The sequence below is a fragment of the Buchnera aphidicola (Schlechtendalia chinensis) genome (assembly GCF_001648115.1).
In the GTDB taxonomy this organism is placed as follows: Bacteria; Pseudomonadota; Gammaproteobacteria; order Enterobacterales; family Enterobacteriaceae; genus Buchnera_B; species Buchnera_B aphidicola_N.
In genome coordinates this window covers 39,884-60,457 of the sequence record NZ_CP011299.1, presented here as the reverse complement: position 1 = coordinate 60,457, position 20,574 = coordinate 39,884, and the positions used below count along the sequence as shown (strand labels likewise).

The window sequence follows — 20,574 nt, the reverse complement described above, 5'->3', positions numbered from 1 at the left end:
ATTGTAATAGTATAAACATTTCTACAACGTATATATGTTATATATTGAAACCATTATGCTAAAATATAAACTAACTAAATATTAACTTTATTTTATTATAAAAAAAACTATTTTCAATCTTTTTTAAAACAACTTTATAGTTCGAAATTAAATATTACACATAATTGTTAGCGATACAGAACATAAAAATATAAACATTAAATATGTTAATTTCATTAAGGATATAATTATGCCAATAGTAAAAGTGCGCGAAAACGAACCTTTTGACGTAGCATTACGGAGATTTAAAAGATCTTGCGAAAAAGCTGGAATTTTAGCAGAAATTCGAAGACGAGAATTTTATGAAAAACCTACAACTGAACGGAAACGATCAAAAGCGTCTGCAGTAAAAAGGTTAACTAAAAAACTGTCTAGAGAGAATTCAAAACGAGTCCGTATGTACTAAATTTAACTATCACATAAAAATTACCGACCGTTCTTTTAGTTTGGAAGTTCGGTCTAAATGCATGTCACATAACTAAATAATATGAAAGGAATAATTCCAAAATATTTTATCAACGAATTATTACATCAAACCGATATTGTTAATATTATTCACAACAGAATACCACTAAAAAAAATTGGAAAAAACTACAATGCTCATTGTCCTTTTCATCAAGAAAATACACCATCTTTTACCGTGAGCTATGAAAAACAATTTTACTATTGCTTTGGATGTAATTCACATGGAAATGTAATTGATTTCTTAATAAATTATGACAAGTTAACATTTATAGAAAGCATTGAAGAATTAGCATATATTAATGGATTTAAAATACCATATGACAAAAAGCACTTTTATCAAAAATTCAATTATGAAAAACGAAATAATTTATACATTTTAACAAGAAAACTATCTCATTATTATCACAAAAACTTATTTCATATAAAATATGCATATAAATATTTAATTAATCGAGGTATAAATAAGAATACAATAAAACATTTTAATATTGGTTTTTCTAATATTAATTGGAACAATATAGAAAATAAAATTGAAACTAATAAACTTAACTTTCAAGAATTTATTGATATTGGTGTATTGATTGTTAATGAAAAAGGGAAAAAATATGATCGTTTGAAAGGAAGAATCATATTTCCTATTTATAATAAAAACGGGGAAGTTGTTGGATTTGGAGGAAGATCGATTAATAACACTATTCCTAAATATATTAACTCTCCAGATACAGAAATATTTAAGAAAGGAAGAACTATATATGGTCTATTTGAGATTCTAAAAAATAATCCAAAACCTAAAAAACTATTAATAGTTGAAGGATATTTCGATGTAATCACACTATTTCAATTCAGTATTAATTATTCTATTGCTTTATTAGGAACATCTATAACAAATTACCAAATACAATTATTATTTCGAATTACTAACAATATTATATTCTGTTACGATGGTGATTTTGCAGGAAAAGAAGCTGCTTGGCGAACTCTAAAAATTTCTCTACCATATATTCATGATGGAAAATATATTAAATTTGTATTTTTACCTGGTGGTGAAGATCCTGATACAATTGTTAGAAAGGAAGGATGTAAAAATTTTGAAAAACGTATCAAAAATGCAACTCATCTATCAAAATTTCTATTTGACAAATTACTAAAAAATATAAATTTGGAATCAATAAGAGAACGATCTTATTTAAGTTCTATTGTCATGCCACTAATTAATAAAATTCCAGGAAAAATAATGCGAATTTACTTATTACAAGAACTTGGAAATAAAATAGGAATTCCAGATCATAATGTTTTAATGAAATTCAATGTTATAGAAACTCAAAAAATTTTAAAAAAACACGACAAATTTAAATCGTTAACACAAATGACTATGCGTACTTTAATAAGTCTTTTAATACAAAAGCCAAAATTAGCTTTATGCGTTCCACCTATAAAAAATTCAAATAATTTTCAATTGAAAGGATTATCTATTTTTTTAGATTTGGTAAAAAAATGTATCGAATTCCCTAATTGTAACACCGGACAAATTTTAGAAATGTATAGAAATACAAAAATTTTTGACAAATTAAATCAATTTGCTAAATGGAACCACATGATTATTGAAAATCAAGTAACAAAAGTTTTCTTAGATTCATTAATAAATCTCAAAAATAAAATATTAGAATATGAATATAATATGCTAATTTCAAAAGATAGAAATATAGGATTACAAAAAAATGAAAAAAATAAATTATGGATAATTAGTAAACAACTAAAACAATAAAACCATATTAACGTTCAAACTATTAGTAAAATTATAATCATTTAATAAAAAATTGTAAATTAAAATTTTACTTATTAGAAATGATAATTTTTTATTAAGAATTTTAAATATAATACTAAAAAATAAATTCAATATATTTGTATCATAAATTATCTTAATTATAGTTTGTATATATTAATTGTACAAATAAAACATGGATACAGTCTTATGGAGCATAATCCTCAATTACAACTTAAACTATTAGTTACCCACGGAAAAGAACAAGGATACTTAACTTATGCTGAAGTCCATGATCACTTACCAAATGACATCATTAACTCAGACCAAATAGAAGACATTATTCAAATGATTAATGACATGGGTATTCAAGTAGTAGAAGAAGCACCAGACTCTGATGATCTCATACTACAAGAAATAAGAAATACAGATGCAGATGAAGATGCAGTAGAAGCAGCAGCACAAGTATTATCTAACGTAGAATCCGATTTAGGCCGTACTACTGATCCAGTTCGAATGTACATGCGTGAAATGGGAACAGTTGAACTATTAACTAGAGAAGGCGAAATTGATATAGCAAAACGAATAGAAGATGGCATCAATCAAGTTCAATGTTCTGTATCAGAATATCCTGAAACTATTACTTATTTACTGAAACAATATAATCGAATCGAACTAGGAGAACTAAAACTAACTGATTTAATTAATGGATTTATCGATCCAAATTCAGAAGAATTCTTTTCATCTATTTCACATAATATTGGATCTGAATTAATAGAAGAGGAAAATCATCATGATAATGATGATACATTAAATGAACATAACGAAAACGATCATCAAGTTGATCCAGAAATAGCTAGAGAAAAATTTGCTAAATTAAAAGATCAATATACTATAACAAACAATATAATAAAATATAAAAGTAGAGATCATAAAGATTCCATAATTGCAATTCATAAATTATCAGAAATATTTAAACAATTCAGATTAGTACCAAAACAATTTGATTATCTTGTTACAAGCATGAGACATATGATGGAGAAAGTTCGAAAACAAGAAAAAATAATGATGAAATTATGCATAGAACGTTGCAAAATTCCAAGATATCTCTTTTTTAAACTCTTTCTAGAACAAAATTTAAGAAAAATATGGACGAAATTATCAAAATACAAAAAACAACCATGGTTTGAAAAATTTAAAGAGACAAAGAAAGAATTCGATATTATTATAAAAAAATTAACGAATATTGAAAGAAGAACAGGATTAACTATAAAACAAGTTAAAGACATTAATAAAAAAATATCTATTGGAGAAGCAAAAGCAAAAAGAGCGAAAAAAGAAATGGTAGAAGCTAACTTAAGATTAGTTATTTCAATTGCAAAAAAATATACTAATAGAGGATTACAATTTTTGGATTTAATTCAAGAAGGCAATATAGGACTAATGAAAGCCGTAGATAAATTCGAATATCGAAGAGGATACAAATTCTCGACATATGCTACTTGGTGGATTAGACAAGCAATTACACGATCTATTGCAGACCAAGCAAGAACTATTAGAATACCAGTACATATGATTGAAACTATTAATAAGCTAAATCGAATTTCTAGACAAATATTACAAGAAATAGGTCGAGAACCAACGCCTGAAGAATTATCAGAACGTATGTTAATACCTGAAGAAAAAATACGAAAGGTTTTAAAAATAGCAAAAGAACCAATATCAATGGAAACTCCGGTTGGAGAAGATGATGACTCTCATTTAGGAGATTTTATAGAAGACACTACGTTAGAATTACCTCTTGATTCAGCCACCTCAAAAAGTTTAAGATCTGCAACCCACAACGTTTTATCAGGACTAACAGCACGAGAAGCTAAAGTATTAAGAATGAGATTTGGAATTGATATGAACACAGACCACACTTTAGAAGAAGTAGGTAAACAATTTGACGTTACTCGCGAAAGAATACGACAAATAGAAGCTAAAGCACTACGAAAATTACGACACCCTAGCCGATCAGAAATATTGCGTAGTTTTTTAGACGACTGAACATAAAACTTTTCAAATTTCTAATAAAGCTTCCTATAAAAACAGGAAGCTTTAAGTAATTTTAGCATACATACCACATATAATTATACATTTATAAAAAAGCAAAAGACTCAAAGTGCTTCATAATATTTATAAAAAGTTTATAAACTAAAAAAATAATAATGATTTTTCTAATTAAACATTTTCAATAAAATCAATTTTATATTAGTAATATCTAAAACTTTAAACATATAAATTAATTTAACACTTTCTAATAAATAAGAAAAATAAAACTTTAAAAATAAAAAATGTTTGTTTTAATAAGTAAATACTTGTTCCATTACTAATTACTTATTATTAAAAGCATCAATTACTCGTGCAGGATTACCAGAGACGACACATCTAGGAGGGATAGAAGTTAATACAACAGAACCAGCACAAATCTTTGATTCAGATCCTATTTCAACTTTTCCTAGTATTATTACTCCTGCTCCTATTAATACTCCTTTATGTATTGTTGGAAAATACATTTCACACTGTTCACTTGAATTGTTTAACATAACTGAATATAAAGTCTTAGAGCTATTTTGAAAAACAATAGTTTTTCCAATAATAACCCCAAAAACATGTTCAAACACAATTCCATCGCTTATTTTAGAAAAAGGATGAATGTCCACAGAAAATACAGAAGAGATACAATTCTTAAAATATATAGATAATTCTCTTCGTTTTATATTCCATAAATAATGACTAATTCGATATAATTGTAATACATGAAATCCATCTAAGTACAAGAATAGAGTAGAATAGTATTCTGTTTCAAAATTTTTATCATATGCTGCTTCTATATCTCTGACCGCTGATAAAACAATAACGGGATTATCATTATATATCTCATATATAATATCTCTCGCAGAAATAGAAGAAATAATACTGTTTCCTATCTTTTTTGATAAAAGGTGACTTAATGCCAAACTAAAATTTTTATGGTTTAATACATAAGATTGATAAAACCCTATTAATCTCGATTCTTTAGTAACTAAAGTTTGTACTTCAGACAAAATTTGATTCCAGATTAACTCTACTTCTTGAAATAACATTTTTTTTTAAACATAACTTATAAGAGTTCGTAACAATGAGACGATTTATAACTGAATTAATTTAATCTTATTACATTATATAAAGTTTTAAATAATATGATTATCATAACATTAATTATGTTAATTCGTTCTATAATTTATTCTAATTTTTTTGAAATATATGAATAACTATACTGTTAATTATTCTATTTAACTATCAATATAAAATGTCAATGTCTACATAAACCTAAATGAAATATATTATGAAACTATGTATACGCAAACTTTGTAAAAATAGTTAATTTCTAATATTTATCAAAATCCTTTGTTACATTTTCAATAGCATATTTTACTTGCTGAAATGAAACACCTCCTTTTGAATTTCTCTTTTTTAAAATAGATTCCAATGTTAAATAACCATATACGTCATTGTCTATATTATTACAATACGTTTTTAATATATTCAAATTTAAATTTTCTAAAGGAACATTTTCTTTTATAGCTCTTAGTACTATTCTTCCAGTAATATGATGTGCATCACGAAATGCTAGTCCTTTTTGTACTAAATAATCAGCTAGTTCAGTAGCATTAGCATAACTTTTCTGAGCTGCTTCTAAACATCTTGAACAATTAATATCTATATTTTCTAAAATTAAAGTAGACATTAATAAGCAATTGTTCCAAGTATCTAAAGAGTCAAATAAACCTCTCTTATCTTCTTGCATATCTTTATTATACGATAATGGAAGTCCTTTTAAGACTACTAAAATGTTCATTAAAAATCCAATAACTCTCCCAGATTTAGATCTAATCAATTCTAAAGCGTCCGGATTCTTTTTTTGTGGCATAATAGAAGAACCCGAAGTTACTTCATCTGATAAAGTTATAAAATTAGATTCCAAAGAATTGAAAAAAATTAAATCTTCAGAAAATCTAGACAAATGAATCATTCCAATAGATGCAATAGATGCTAACTCTATAACGTAGTCGCGATCTGAAACACTATCTAAACTATTTTTTGTTTCTGACGCAAATCCTAAATCTTTTGCCAAAACTTTTCGATTAATGTTCCAAGAAGTACCAGAAAGCGCCCCACATCCCAATGGACTAATATCTAGTCTTCTATACGCGTCTTTCAAACGATCTATGTCTCGATTTAACATTTCTATATATGCTAAACACCAAAAAGCAAAAGTAATAGGCTGAGCTCTTTGCAAATGAGTATATCCTGGCATAATAGTGTTTACATTTTTTTTAGAAATGTTCAGAAAAGCTCCCTTAAGATTCTTTATACTTTTAAATAAACATATAACTTTATGTTTACACCATAATTTTAAATCAGTAGTAACTTGATCATTTCTACTACGTCCAGTATGTAGCTTTTTACCAATTACTCCAACAATGTTGACTAGTTCTCGTTCTACCCAACTATGAACATCTTCCAAATCACTTTTTAAAATTAAATCAGGATCGTGTTCTACAGATTGCAATAAAAAATTCAAAGCAGTCTCAATTTTTTTTTGCTCTTCTTCAGTTAAAATGTTAGACCTTAATAAGGCTTTTGACCAAGCTATAGAAGCAAAAATGTCTTGTTTCACTAATCTGAAATCAATATCTAAAGAAGAATTAAATTTTTTGAACAACGGATTATTTTTTTGTAAAAATCTTCCTCCCCACAACATTATATATCTACTCCATTTGTTTTAATGTGGCACGTAAAATTGAAAAATAAAAGATTTTATGTCTTAATATCTGTATTTTTTGAATTATAACAATTATTTATTGCTCGTATTCTAGAAGATAAAGAGAATAATTTTGTAAAACCACAAGCATCGGATTGATTAAAAACGTTATCTGAACTAAATGTAACAAATTCTTTAGAATACAAAGAATTCTGTGAAGATTTTTTAACAGGAATAACCATCCCTTTATACAGCTCTAACACAACTTCTCCATTTAATTCCGAAGACAACTCATCAGATGCCGCTTGAATTGACCGTCGAATTGGACTAAACCAATTTCCACTATAAATAACATACGACATTTCTAATCCAAGTATTTGCCTCCATTTAAAACTGTCTCTATCTAGCACTAGCTGTTCTAAAGCACGTAATGCAGCAAACATTATAGTTCCACCCGGTGTTTCGTAACAACCTCTAGATTTCATTCCTGTTAAACGATTTTCAACAATGTCAATACGACCAATTCCATGTTTTGATCCTAAAAAATTTAATCTTTTTAGACATTCTAATGGAGTTAAAAAAATATTATCTAATGCTACAATATTTCCATTCTCTACCTTAACTGAGACGCATTCAGAAATGTTAGGTGCATTTTTTGGATCTACAGTCCATACCCAACAATCATTTTTGCTGCAATTCCAAGGATCCTCAAGAATTCCACCTTCTGTAGAAAGATGCCAGGAATTTTCATCTCTACTATAAATTTTTTCAATAGTAGAAGTTGTATGTATATTTCGACTTTCTAAATAAAATAATAATTCTTCTCTTGAACGAAATTTCCATTCTCTCCAAGGAGTAATAACTTTTAGTTGTGGTGCTAATGCGGAATAAACCATTTCGAATCGAACTTGATCATTGCCTTTACCAGTAGCTCCATGACACAAACCATCAGCTTCTAATTTTAATGCAATTTCAACTTGAGCTTTTGCTATAATTGGTCTAGCAATTGCCGTACCTAACAAATAATTTCCCTCATACAATGCTCCAGTTTTTAACATAGGATAAACATAATTTGTGACAAATTCCTCTTTTAAATCAACGATAATACACTGAGATGCACCAGATTCTAGTGCTTTTTGTCTAATATTTATTAAATCATTTTTAGACTGTCCTACATCAGCTACAAAAGCAATTACATCTGAATTATAATTTTCTTTTATCCAAGGAATAATTGCTGACGTATCTAGTCCTCCCGAATAAGCCAATACTACTTTCTTAACAACTGTTTTCATTATTACTATAATCCTTAAAAATTAGAAAATTTCTAATAAAAATTAAAATCTTAAAACTATATTTCATAAATTCGTAACTCACTTAAACTAATAAAAACTATAATAAAAAATAATTAATTATTATTTCATTCAATAAAATTACTAATATTAATAACACAAAAATTAAAATATACTATTTAATTTAAAATAAACAAGATCTCAAAATACCAAATAAAAAGAAATGGTTTAACATGCTTAAATGTTTATATTTTAAACAAAAAAAATTAAAGTTCACAATCAAATTATTTTTAAAATTTGCACATATTATTTGATATACAATTTTATCACAAACGTACTATTTAAAAATATATGAAAAAGCTAATATCTTTATAAAGAATTAAATTGAAAAAAATTTCAACGAAATTTTTTAAAAAATTTTACAAAACGTTAGATGCCATTCCTAAAATATGACAAGCAGAAGCTACAATTTTAAATTTATTCATAGTGTAAAAATGAAAATTTCTTATTCCCTCTTTATAAAGGACTTTGACAATATCCATAGTTATACTAGCTCCTAAAATTTCTCTCATTTCAATATTATCGTCTAACCCATCAAACATGTTAAAAATCCAACGAGGAATCGTTACATTACTCGTTTTGACAAAATTACATAACTGTCTAAAATTCACGATAGGGAAAATTCCTGGAATAATATCTATAGTAATGCCATTATGCACACACAAGTCTCTAAATCGTAAAAAACAATCAATATTGAAAAAGAATTGAGTAATAGCACGATTAGCACCAACATCAATTTTTTTTTTTAAATTAATTAAATCAGAATGCGCATCAAAAGATTCTGGATGTATTTCCGGATAAGCAGCAACAGAAATATTAAAATTAGCAACACTTTTTAATAATTTTACTAAATCAACAGCGTACATATTAGGTTTACTATTAAAATCCTCAACGTCTCCTCTTAATGCCAAAATATGGCGAAACCCGTTTTCCCAATATTTGTGAGCAACATTTATTAATTCTTCTCTTTTTAAATTAATACAAGTAAGATGAGGAACAGTTTCAATTCCAGTACGTTGATACACTTTTTTTGAAATGTTATACGTGTTATCTTTTTTTCCTAAAAAAGCACCACATGTTACTGAAAAAAAAATGGGATTAAACAATTTTAATTTATCAACTAATTGCAATAAATTTTCACAAGATATTTCATTTTTAGGAGGAAATAGTTCAAATGAAATTTGAACTTTATCACGTACATTTAATAAATATTCATTTAATACTTCATGATAACGCATATTAAAAGAGTTCACACTATAATTCCTCTTAAAACAAAAAAAAATTGAAAGTAGCTATATTATTAAAACTATTGAAATATTAAACTTTAAAACGTCAATTTTTAAAAAAATAAATAATAAAATATTTCATATCTCAAAATACGCAAATATATTTTTATATATATTTATATAATATGATTAATTATGTTAAAACTAAAAAATAATATTTAAAATTGCAATATTTTCTAAAAGTTTAAAAAAATATTTAAACAAACAAAATTCTCTAAAAACTTTTTTAAAAAAACATGAAATATCAAAATAATTCACTAAAAAGATTTCACACATTTAAAATTAATGCATATGCAAAAAAAATTATCATTATAAAAAGCATAAATGATCTTATTAAAGCGCGAAAAAAATATAAAAAAATACCAATTTTATTCCTAGGAGAGGGTAGTAATACGTTATTCTCTAAATATTATAATGGTATTGTTGCTATTAACAAAATCAAAAGTATTACAATCACAGAAACTGAAAGCAACTGGTTAATATATGTTAAAGGAGGAGTAAAATGGCACGATTTAGTAATATATACAATAAAAATGGGAATATACGGTCTAGAAAATTTAGCGTTTATCCCTGGAACAGTTGGTGCAGCCCCAATTCAAAATATAGGAGCGTACGGAATAGAATTTAAAAATGTGTGTAATTATGTCGAAATTTTTTCTTTAATTCATAATAACATTATTAAAATAAAAAATAAAAATTGTATGTTCAAATATCGAAGTAGTATTTTTAAAAATGCAAACTATTACAATTATATTGTTCTAGGAGTAGAAATTAAACTTTCTAAAAAATGGATTCCAAACATATCTCATCCACAACTAAAAAATCTAGAACTTAAAAATTTAACAGCTCACAAAATTTTAAATCACATTCAAATTATTAGAAAGAATAAAATCCCCAATCTGAAATCAGTCGGTCATTCTGGAAGTTTTTTTAAAAACCCAATTGTAAATACAAAAACAGCTATGAAGTTACTATCAAAGTATAAAAACTTACCTTGCTATCCTGAAGATAATGAACACGTAAAAATTTCAGCTGGATGGTTAATCGAAGAATGTCAACTAAAGGGATATAAAATTGGAGGTGCACAAATATACAAAAAACAAGCATTGATATTAATTAACAAAAACAACGCTACAATAAAAGACGTATTAAAATTAACACAAATAGTACAAGATAGGGTTAAAAAAAAATTTAACATTTTCCTCGAATTAGAAGTCACAATAATTTAAAATTAAAACAAAAAAGTAATTCTCTATAAAATAATAAAATTACGTTATATTTTAATAACGCTTTATATTATCTTGTCTCCTCAAACTCACGGAACTTATACTATGATCAAAATTCTTTTTTATAACAAAGTTAGTATATTTTTTAGAAAGTATAATATTTTTTTCTAAATTTTTAAAATTAACATCATACCATATTTTAATAGCAATATTTTTTACAGTTTTATCAGAAATTTTGGAATAAATATTAAAAAAAGAATTAGTAAAAAATTTTGAAATATATTTAAGTTTTAAAAATCGATTAAGATACCAATCTTCTAATAATAAGTTATCAACATCAATATACATTGAAAAATTAAAAAAATTTGATACAAAAAAATTAACATTTTTTTGTTTATAAAAATCAGGATTAAAAATGTGTAAACCTTCTATAATGAAAATGTCTGAATTTTTTACAATAGCACTACGATTGAATACTATATCATTTTGTAAATGAGAATATACAGGAATAACTATTTTATTTGAAATCCCAAATTTAATATCTAAAAAAAAATTTACCAAACTTTTAACATCATACGTCTTAGGAAACCCTTTATTTTGCATTAATCCTAAAAAATGCAATATTTTATTTGGATACAAAAAATTATCTGTAGTAACTACAGAAACTCTTTTTTTAACAAAATAATTTTTTAAAACTATCTGAAGCCAATGAGACATTGTACTTTTCCCAGAAGCCACACTTCCCGAAATTCCTATAATATAAGGTTTTCTATTATTATAACTAAAAAAATTAACACATTGTGAATCATAATGCGTAATATTCCGAATTAAACATTTTAAAATGTATTCAGTATGTTTGTTTAAATTAAAAATTCTCATTAAAAATTCAACACTTTTAATAATATCTGTAATAAAGTTTAAAAGACAATTATTCAATATAAATAAAATAACTAAAAAAAACACTAAAATTTATATAATTTCCATATACATAATATTTTATTGATTACTATTTATCAATTACAAATTTGTAAAAATATTAAAATAATATCAAATTATTCTTAAATTTTTATTGCATAAAATTAAATCTATACGTAATATATATTAGTTATACAAGCCGGCTTAGCTCAACAGGCAGAGCAACTGACTTGTAATCAGTAGGTCACCAGTTCGATTCCGGTAGCCGGCAATGATAAAAATTATGTAAGGTGGGATTCCCGAGCGGTTAAAGGGGGCAGACTGTAAATCTGACGTCATAGACTTCGAAGGTTCGAATCCTTCTCCCACCATAAGTTGATTTACATTTCGTATTATTTATAACTTGCGAACATCGTATAATGGACATTACCTCAGCCTTCCAAGCTGATGATGCGGGTTCGATTCCCGCTGCTCGCTTTCAAAAATATTGCTGGTATAGCTCAGTTGATAAGAGCACACCCTTGGTAAGGGTGAGGTCCCCAGTTTAAATCTGGGTATCAGCACAAACGTATTTTAGGATGTACTTTTGAATATAAAAAATCATATTAAGTTTATAAATTTTAAACAATATTATATAATAAATCAATTATAGTTACATTAATTATCATATAAAATATTATTTTCAAGATGTTTTAAATACAAATACATAATAATATTATTTAAATATATTAATACTATGTAAAAATTGAAATTTTACTAACATAAAAATTCTGTAATATTAATTATTATTTAACGTATGTAGGTTAACAATAAAAAACATGAAACAAGTTAGTATAACAAACATATATAAAAATAATTTCAAAAACTCACAACCTTTTCACTATTTCTTTATATCATAACAAACATTATTATATTAAAATATAATTCAATTGACGTATAATTAGCATTTTAGGATAACAAATAGCTAAGATGATAAATTTTCAAAAAAAATGTAAACATCTAAATATAATTAAATGGTTTGTTGTAGGAATACTAACAATACTAACATTATCTAATCACTATTATTACATAAATTTATCTTTTCCATGGCATATAATTACTACAATATTTCTTTTTATTTCAACTATAAGCATTGCATTTTTGACCAAACAAGGAAAAAAAATACTTTTGTTAATATATGAAGCCAAAAAAGAAACAAAAAAAATTATTTTTCCCAAATTAAAAGAAACATTTTATACTACTATTATCGTAATAATTGCAACTTTTATCATTTCTTTAATTTTATGGGGATTAGACAACATTTTGATTCGATTTATATCATTCATAACTACTTTAAGGATATAATATGCATAAGAATCAAAAAAAACGTTGGTATGTGTTACAAGCATTTTCTGGTTTTGAAGGACGCGTAGCACAATCAATACGTGAACATATTAAATTAAAAAAAATGGAAAATCTATTTGGAACTGTTATGGTACCTACAGAAGAAGTAGTAGAAATTAAAGCAGGGCAACAAAAAAAAAGTGAATACAAATTTTTTCCAGGATATGTACTAATTCAAATGACTATGAATGATTCAAGTTGGCATCTAATTCGAAGTATACCTCGTGTTCTAGGATTTATAGGAGGCACTTCAGACAAACCATCTCCAATTAGTGATCAAGAAGTCAATACTATTTTAAACCGACTAAAACAAATCGGAGATAAACCAAGACCCAAAACATTATTTGAACCTGGTGAAATGGTTAGAGTTAACGACGGTCCATTTTCAGATTTTAACGGAATAGTAGAACAAGTCGATTATGAAAAAAACAGATTGACCGTTTCAGTTTCAATATTTGGAAGATCTACTCCGGTAGAACTCGATTTCGAACAAGTAAAGAAAAATTAAATATTCTTAATAAAAATCTCTAATTAAAGATAACTAGAAATTTTATGAATTTCAAAAACATATTTGTATTTTATTCCATACAAAATTATTTTATTATTTTATAATATATTCTTAATTAAGATTGAAATCTTAAACTATTTTTAATAAAAGAATACAAAACTTTAAAATTTCATTTAAACAAAAGGAGAAAATAACTATGGCAAAAAAAATACAATGTTATATTAAACTACAAGTCTCAGCAGGAATGGCTAACCCAAGTCCTCCAGTAGGACCTGCATTAGGACAAAAAGGTTTAAATATTATGGAGTTTTGTAAATCATTCAATGCAAGAACGAATCATTTAGAAAAAGGACTACCAATTCCAACTATAATAACAGTATATTCAGATAAATCATTCTCTTTCATTACAAAAACACCTCCTGCTTCTGTTCTACTAAAAAAAGCTATGGGACTTAAATCAGGATCCTCAAAACCAAAAATAGATAAAATAGGTGAAATCAGTTATCAAAAAATAGTAGAAATCGCTCAAATAAAAAAAGTAGATATGACAGGTTCTAGTATTCAAAATATAACTAAATCCATTTTAGGAACCGCTTATTCTATAGGTTTAACTATAAAAGATAAATAAATGAAAAAAAATACTAAAAAAGCAAAATTTCTAAATAATTTGATGCCTAACAAAAAAATATTTGAAATTGAAGAAGGAATAGAATTACTTAAAAAAATGGCTATTTCTAAATTTAATGAAAGTATAGATGCATCTATTAACCTAGGTATTAATCCTAAAAAACCCGATCAAAACATTAAAAATAGTATTGTATTACCATTTGGTACTGGAAAAACTATAAAATTAGCAGTTTTTACAACAGGAGAAAACATTAATATTGCTAAAAAATTAGGAGCGGAATACGTAGGCTTGCACGATTTAGTAGAACAAATTAAAGAAAAAAAAATAAAATTTGACATCGCAATTGCATCTACTGATACGATGAAAATCGTCAACGAATTAGGACCAATATTAGGACCTCGAGGACTCATGCCTAATCCAAAATTAGGAACTGTTACTGACAACATTGAAAATGCTATTAAAAATGCAAAATACGGACAAATAAATTATAAAAACGATAAAAACGGAATAGTACACACCACAATAGGAAAAATAAACTTTCCAAATAAAGATATACAAGAAAACCTAAATGCCTTATTAACATCTTTAAAAAAATTAAGGCCTTTAAACTTAAAAGGAGAATACATAAAAAAAGTAACTATTTCTACTACAATGAGCTTAGGTATAAACATTGATTTTAATAATATAACCTAAAATAATTAATTGTTTTTTTCTTTACGCTGAAGAGAAGAATCTTTATAATAATTCTTCATGCCTAAATTGACATCTAAAATTAGCACTTTCAGTCTAAAAAAATTCAATAATTCTTATGAGTTATACAAATCTTAGGATGTATAATTTTTGTTTTCTTATCACTATTTCAAATAGTGCAAATGCTGATAAATTACATCAACAAAATTATTAATTTTAAACTTATTATTCGAAAACATAACTTTCGAAAATTTTAACTAAATTAGGAGCACATAAATTAATAATGTTAAATTTTCAGAAAAAAAAAGAAATTGTTGCTGAGATTCACAATACAACTAAAAAAGCATTATCAATAGTTCTCGCTGATTTAAGAGACATAAAAGTTAATGAAATTACTAAACTACGTGCTTTATCACGAACAATAGGTGTAAAAATACACGTTTTTAAAAACACTTTAACAAAATTAGGTATTAAAAATACTCAATTTGAATGTTTAAAAAAAATACTAATTGGCCCAATGTTAATCGGATATTCTATAGATCATCCGAGAAATGCTGCAAGATTATTTAGAGAATTTTCTGAAAACAATGTTAATTTTAAAATTGTTGGAGCAGTATTTGAAAAAAAAATACTAGCTGCATATGATATTAATACACTAGCAGATATACCTACATATAATGAAGTACTACAACGTCTAATAATAACTATAAAAGAAGCAACTTTAGGACCACTTATGCGTATACTTATGTCCATAGCACAAAATAAAAAGTAGTAAAAAAAACGATTTTACATTCTTAAAAATAATATTTGAAATATTATCTAAATATTATTAGGAACAAAACATTATGTCTATAACTAAAGAACAAATTTTAGAAGCCATATCAGAAATGTCAGTTATGAATGTTGTTGAACTAATTTCTGATATGGAAAAAAAATTTGGCATATCATCGAAAATATCTACAAACAATGAACCTATTTTAAAAACAGAACAAATTGAAGAAAAAACAGAATTTGACGTTATATTAAAGTCTATTGGTGGAAATAAGGTATCAGTAATAAAAGCTGTAAGAAGTGCTACTAATTTAGGATTAAAAGAAGCAAAAGATCTAGTGGAATCAGCTCCTACTGTAATAAAAGAACATGTTACTAAAACAGAAGCAGAATCTCTAAAAAAAATATTAGACGAAACTGGTGCTACAGTAGAAATTCAATAAATTTTTTTTTAAAATTACTGATTCATGTTATTTATTAGTCGCTGGTGATCCTAAGTCACCAGCCCTTTCCGTTCGATTATTTTAAATTTTAAATTACCTTTACGTTTACAAAATTCTTTAATCATACAATTACTTTATCAGTATTTGTTTTATAAAAAATATGTAGACAACAATTATTTTTAAAAAATTAAAATTACTAAAAATATTTAAAATAATAATAATTCAATTGACTGGCTAATTGAGGAACCCTATGGTTTACTCTTATACTGAGAAAAAACGTATTCGCAAAAATTTTGGAAAACGCCCACAAGTACTCGAAATACCATATCTTCTTTCTATTCAGATTGATTCGTTTCAAAAATTTATAATGCGAGATTCTAATGGTTTATGTGGTCTAGAATCAGCATTTCGTTCAATATTTCCAATTTCTAGCTATAACGGAAATGCTGAATTGCAATATATAGAATATCGTTTAGGAAGCGTTACTTTTAATGTCAAAGAATGCCATACACGAGGCACAACGTATTCGGCACCGTTACGAGTTAAATTACGTCTTATTGTTTACGAACGTGAAGTGTCAGAAAAAATAATTAAAGATATAAAAGAACAAGAAGTATATATGGGAGAAATCCCATTAATGACTAAAAATGGAACATTTATAATAAATGGTACCGAAAGAGTAGTAGTATCCCAATTACATCGGAGTCCAGGGGTATTTTTTGATAGTGATAAGGGGAAAACTCACTCATCAGGAAAAGTATTATATAATGCTAGAATTATTCCATATCGAGGATCATGGTTAGATTTTGAATTTGATCCAAAAGATAATCTATTTATTCGTATTGATAGAAGACGAAAACTACCTGTCAGTATTATTTTGAGAGCGTTAAATTTTACTACAGAAGAAATTCTTAACATATTTTTTCAAACAAATACATTTAAGATATCTGAAAAAAAAATCGTAATGGAATTAATTCCTGAAAGATTGCGTGGAGAAACTGCAACTTTTAATATTAATTATAATAACGTAACTTATATAAAAAAAGGACAACGCATCACCGCACGTCATATTAATCTATTAAAAGATAATAATGTAAAATCTATAGAAGTACCAATGGAATATTTAGTAGGAAAAGTGTTATCCAAAAATTATTGTAATAATAAAACAAAAGAAATAATCGTACCAGCTAATACCGAACTAAACATTGATTTGATAAAGAAATTAAAATTGAATAATTTCTTAGAAATTGAAACAATATTCACAAATGATTTAGATCACGGACCATACATTTCTGAAACATTAAAAGTAGATCCAACCCACGATAAATTCAGCGCATTAATTGAAATTTATCGAATGATGCGTCCTGGAGAACCTCCAACACGAGATGCGACAGAAACATTATTTGAAAATTTATTTTTTTCTGAAGAAAGATATGATCTTTCTCCAGTCGGAAGAATGAAATTTAATCGTTCATTATCAAGAACCAATGTAAAAGGAACGGGAACTTTAAACAAACTAGATATAATCGACGTAATAAAAAAGTTAATTGACATTAGAAATGGAAAAGGAGACATTGATGACATTGATCATCTAGGGAATAGAAGAATAAGATCAGTAGGTGAAATGGCAGAAAATCAATTTAGAATAGGACTAATAAGAGTTGAAAGAGCTGTAAAAGAAAGACTTTCTTTAGGCGATTTAGATACATTAATGCCTCAAGACATGATCAATGCTAAACCAATTTCTGCAGCTATAAAAGAGTTTTTTGGATCAAGTCAACTATCACAATTTATGGATCAAAATAATCCATTATCAGAAATAACACATAAACGTCGTATTTCTGCATTAGGTGTAGGTGGATTAACTAGAGAGCGAGCAGGTTTTGAAGTAAGAGATGTACACCCTACACATTATGGAAGAGTATGTCCTATTGAAACTCCAGAAGGACCTAACATTGGTTTAATAAATTCTCTTTCTGTATATGCAAGAACGAACCTGTACGGATTTTTAGAAACACCTTATCAAAAAGTAAAAAATAGTGCTATTACCAACGAAATAGAATATCTTTCTGCTATTGAAGAAGGAAATTTTATTATTGCACAAGCTAATACTAACTTAGATAAAAATGGACGTTTTACTGAAGACTTAATAACATGTAGAAACAAGGGTGAATCCAGTCTATTTAACCCATCTCAAATAAATTACATGGACGTTTCTACTCAACAAATAGTTTCAGTAGGAGCATCTTTAATTCCGTTTTTAGAACATGATGATGCTAATAGAGCTTTGATGGGTGCCAACATGCAAAGACAAGCTGTTCCTACATTAATTTCGGAAAAACCATTAGTTGGAACTGGAATGGAACGAACAGTCGCTGTAGATTCAGGTGTAACAGAAATAGCTAAACGAGGAGGAAAAATTCAATATATAGATGCATCAAGAATTATTATAAAAGTTAATGAAGAAGAAATGCATCCTGGAGAAGCTGGAATCGATATCTACAATCTTACAAAATATACTAGGTCTAATCAAAATACATGCATCAATCAAATACCATGTATATATTTAGGAGAAACGGTAAAAAAAGGTGATGTACTAGCTGATGGACCATCTACTGATTTAGGTGAATTAGCATTAGGTCAAAATATGCGTGTAGCATTTATGCCATGGAATGGATACAACTTCGAAGATTCTATTTTAGTTTCAGAAAAAGTAGTACAAAAAGATAGATTTACTACAATTCACATACAAGAATTAGCATGCATTTCTCGAGATACTAAATTAGGATCTGAAGAAATTACATCAGATATACCTAACGTAGGGGAATCTGCATTATCAAAATTAGATGAATCAGGAATTGTATATATCGGAGCTGAAGTAAAAGGAGGAGATATTCTAGTTGGAAAAGTAACTCCAAAAGGAGAAACGCAATTAACACCAGAAGAAAAATTACTAAGAGCTATTTTTGGAGAAAAAGCTTCAGACGTTAAAGATTCATCTTTAAGAGTACCCAACGGAGTATCCGGAACAGTCATTGATGTACAAATATTTACTAGAGATGGAGTAAAAAAAGATAGTAGAGCCCTAGAAATAGAAAAAATGCAACTTGAACAAGTTAAAAAAGATTTAAAAGAAGAATTTAAAATATTTGAATTAAGCTTGTTTAATCAAATTCAATCAATTTTGTTATTATCAGGAATAAATGAACAAAAATTGAACGAATTATCTAAAAAAGAATGGTTAAAAATTTCAATAAACAACAAAAAATATAGCAAACAACTAACACAATTAACTTCTCAATATAGTGTTCTTCAAAAAAAATTCGACAAAAAACTAGAAATCAAACGTAAAAAAATCACTCAAGGAGATGATTTAACTCCAGGAGTATTAAAAATAGTTAAAGTATATTTAGCAGTAAAAAGACAGATTCAACCTGGAGATAAAATGGCTGGGCGTCATGGAAATAAAGGAGTAATTTCAAAAATTAATCCTGTAGAAGATATGCCATACGATGAAAATGGAATTCCTGTAGACATTGTTTTAAACCCTTTAGGAGTTCCATCTAGAATGAATATCGGACAAATTCTAGAAACTCATTTAGGATTAGCATCTAAAGGAATAGGAAATAAAATTAATAAAATGTTAAAAACTCAAAAATCCATTGAAAATATTAGAAACTTTATTCAGAAAACTTTTAATCTAGGTGAACATACTAAGCAAAAAATCAATTTTGATGAATTTTCCGATAGCGAAATATTGTGTTTAGCAAAAAACTTTCGTGAAGGGTTACCTATTGCAACACCTGTTTTCGACGGAGCAAGAGAAAATGAAATAAAAGATCTACTAAAGTTAGCAGGATTTCCATCTTCAGGACAAATAACTCTTTACGATGGACGTACTGGAGAAAAATTTGAAAGACCGGTTACTGTAGGATATATGTACATGTTAAAACTGAATCATCTTGTTGATGACAAAATGCATGCAAGATCTACAGGATCATATAGTTTAGTCACTCAACAACCATTAGGTGGAAAAGCTCAATTTGGAGGACAAAGATTTGGTGAGATGGAAGTTTGGGCATTAGAAGCTTACGGAGCTGCTTATACTTTGCAAGAAATGTTAACAGTAAAATCTGATGATGTTACTGGAAGGACGAAAATGTATAAAAATATAGTAGATGGAAATTATAAAATGGAACCAGGAATGCCTGAGTCCTTCAACGTTTTATTAAAAGAAATTAGATCTTTAGGTATTAATATTGAATTAGAAAACGATTAAAAAACAATATTAATGTTCATTTTTTTAAATCTATTGTTAAA

The 20,574-nt window shown here is 26.7% G+C and carries 16 protein-coding genes and 4 tRNA genes; 15 read left to right on the top strand and 5 right to left on the bottom strand.

Annotation, left to right across the window (positions count from 1 at the left end):
- Positions 1-229: 229 nt before the first annotated feature.
- From rpsU to rpoD, 3 genes are all read left to right on the top strand, one after another.
- Complete coding sequence (gene rpsU, locus XW81_RS00265) at positions 230-445, top strand: 30S ribosomal protein S21 (RefSeq protein WP_075473805.1); 216 nt, start codon at positions 230-232, stop codon at positions 443-445.
- Between the two features lie 81 nt (positions 446-526).
- Positions 527-2,269, top strand: coding sequence for a DNA primase (dnaG, locus tag XW81_RS00260; RefSeq protein ID WP_075473803.1), 1,743 nt, complete (start codon positions 527-529; stop codon positions 2,267-2,269).
- Positions 2,270-2,476: 207 nt separating this feature from the next.
- A complete protein-coding gene (gene rpoD / locus XW81_RS00255) occupies positions 2,477-4,315 on the top strand; it encodes an RNA polymerase sigma factor RpoD (protein WP_075473801.1) in 1,839 nt (612 codons plus the stop codon).
- 326 nt (positions 4,316-4,641) lie between these two features.
- Here rpoD and XW81_RS00250 read toward each other — a convergent pair whose 3' ends face one another.
- From XW81_RS00250 to metF, 4 genes are all read right to left on the bottom strand, one after another.
- Positions 4,642-5,394: a serine O-acetyltransferase gene (locus XW81_RS00250; RefSeq protein ID WP_075473799.1), complete on the bottom strand. Its 753-nt coding sequence runs from the start codon at positions 5,392-5,394 to the stop codon at positions 4,642-4,644.
- A 284-nt stretch (positions 5,395-5,678) separates the two neighbouring features.
- Complete coding sequence (gene argH / locus XW81_RS00245; RefSeq protein WP_075473798.1) at positions 5,679-7,058, bottom strand: argininosuccinate lyase; 1,380 nt, start codon at positions 7,056-7,058, stop codon at positions 5,679-5,681.
- Between the two features lie 53 nt (positions 7,059-7,111).
- The gene (locus XW81_RS00240) at positions 7,112-8,347 is read right to left on the bottom strand and encodes an argininosuccinate synthase (protein ID WP_075473797.1); all 1,236 of its coding nucleotides are present in this window, start codon (positions 8,345-8,347) and stop codon (positions 7,112-7,114) included.
- Between the two features lie 416 nt (positions 8,348-8,763).
- Positions 8,764-9,657: a methylenetetrahydrofolate reductase gene (gene metF / locus XW81_RS00235; protein WP_075473794.1), complete on the bottom strand. Its 894-nt coding sequence runs from the start codon at positions 9,655-9,657 to the stop codon at positions 8,764-8,766.
- Between the two features lie 269 nt (positions 9,658-9,926).
- Between metF and murB the strand changes: the two genes are divergently transcribed.
- Positions 9,927-10,919, top strand: a complete 993-nt coding sequence (murB, locus tag XW81_RS00230) for a UDP-N-acetylmuramate dehydrogenase (RefSeq protein ID WP_075473792.1) — start codon at positions 9,927-9,929, stop codon at positions 10,917-10,919.
- Between the two features lie 51 nt (positions 10,920-10,970).
- Here the strand turns inward: murB and coaA are convergent, their stop codons facing one another.
- On the bottom strand, positions 10,971-11,795 hold the full coding sequence (gene coaA / locus XW81_RS00225) for a type I pantothenate kinase (protein ID WP_154017305.1): 825 nt from the start codon (positions 11,793-11,795) through the stop codon (positions 10,971-10,973).
- 234 nt (positions 11,796-12,029) lie between these two features.
- On the opposite strand from coaA, the gene XW81_RS00220 reads away from it, so the two are divergent.
- The 11 genes from XW81_RS00220 (at position 12,030) to rpoB (ending at position 20,533) form a co-directional block, all read left to right on the top strand.
- Positions 12,030-12,102, top strand: a tRNA-Thr gene (locus XW81_RS00220).
- Positions 12,103-12,120: 18 nt separating this feature from the next.
- Positions 12,121-12,202, top strand: a tRNA-Tyr gene (locus XW81_RS00215).
- Positions 12,203-12,236: 34 nt separating this feature from the next.
- Positions 12,237-12,308 (top strand) — tRNA-Gly (locus XW81_RS00210).
- Between the two features lie 12 nt (positions 12,309-12,320).
- Positions 12,321-12,394 (top strand) — tRNA-Thr (locus XW81_RS00205).
- Between the two features lie 406 nt (positions 12,395-12,800).
- A complete protein-coding gene (gene secE, locus XW81_RS00200) occupies positions 12,801-13,175 on the top strand; it encodes a preprotein translocase subunit SecE (protein WP_075473788.1) in 375 nt (124 codons plus the stop codon).
- A 1-nt stretch (position 13,176) separates the two neighbouring features.
- A complete protein-coding gene (gene nusG, locus XW81_RS00195; RefSeq protein ID WP_075473786.1) occupies positions 13,177-13,722 on the top strand; it encodes a transcription termination/antitermination protein NusG in 546 nt (181 codons plus the stop codon).
- A gap of 196 nt (positions 13,723-13,918) precedes the next feature.
- Positions 13,919-14,350, top strand: a complete 432-nt coding sequence (rplK, locus tag XW81_RS00190) for a 50S ribosomal protein L11 (RefSeq protein WP_075473783.1) — start codon at positions 13,919-13,921, stop codon at positions 14,348-14,350.
- A complete protein-coding gene (gene rplA / locus XW81_RS00185) occupies positions 14,351-15,043 on the top strand; it encodes a 50S ribosomal protein L1 (RefSeq protein ID WP_075473781.1) in 693 nt (230 codons plus the stop codon).
- A gap of 280 nt (positions 15,044-15,323) precedes the next feature.
- Positions 15,324-15,812, top strand: a complete 489-nt coding sequence (gene rplJ, locus XW81_RS00180; protein ID WP_228860884.1) for a 50S ribosomal protein L10 — start codon at positions 15,324-15,326, stop codon at positions 15,810-15,812.
- 73 nt (positions 15,813-15,885) lie between these two features.
- A complete protein-coding gene (gene rplL / locus XW81_RS00175; RefSeq protein WP_075473776.1) occupies positions 15,886-16,254 on the top strand; it encodes a 50S ribosomal protein L7/L12 in 369 nt (122 codons plus the stop codon).
- Between the two features lie 250 nt (positions 16,255-16,504).
- Positions 16,505-20,533, top strand: coding sequence for a DNA-directed RNA polymerase subunit beta (rpoB, locus tag XW81_RS00170; RefSeq protein ID WP_075473774.1), 4,029 nt, complete (start codon positions 16,505-16,507; stop codon positions 20,531-20,533).
- Positions 20,534-20,574 lie beyond the last annotated feature (41 nt).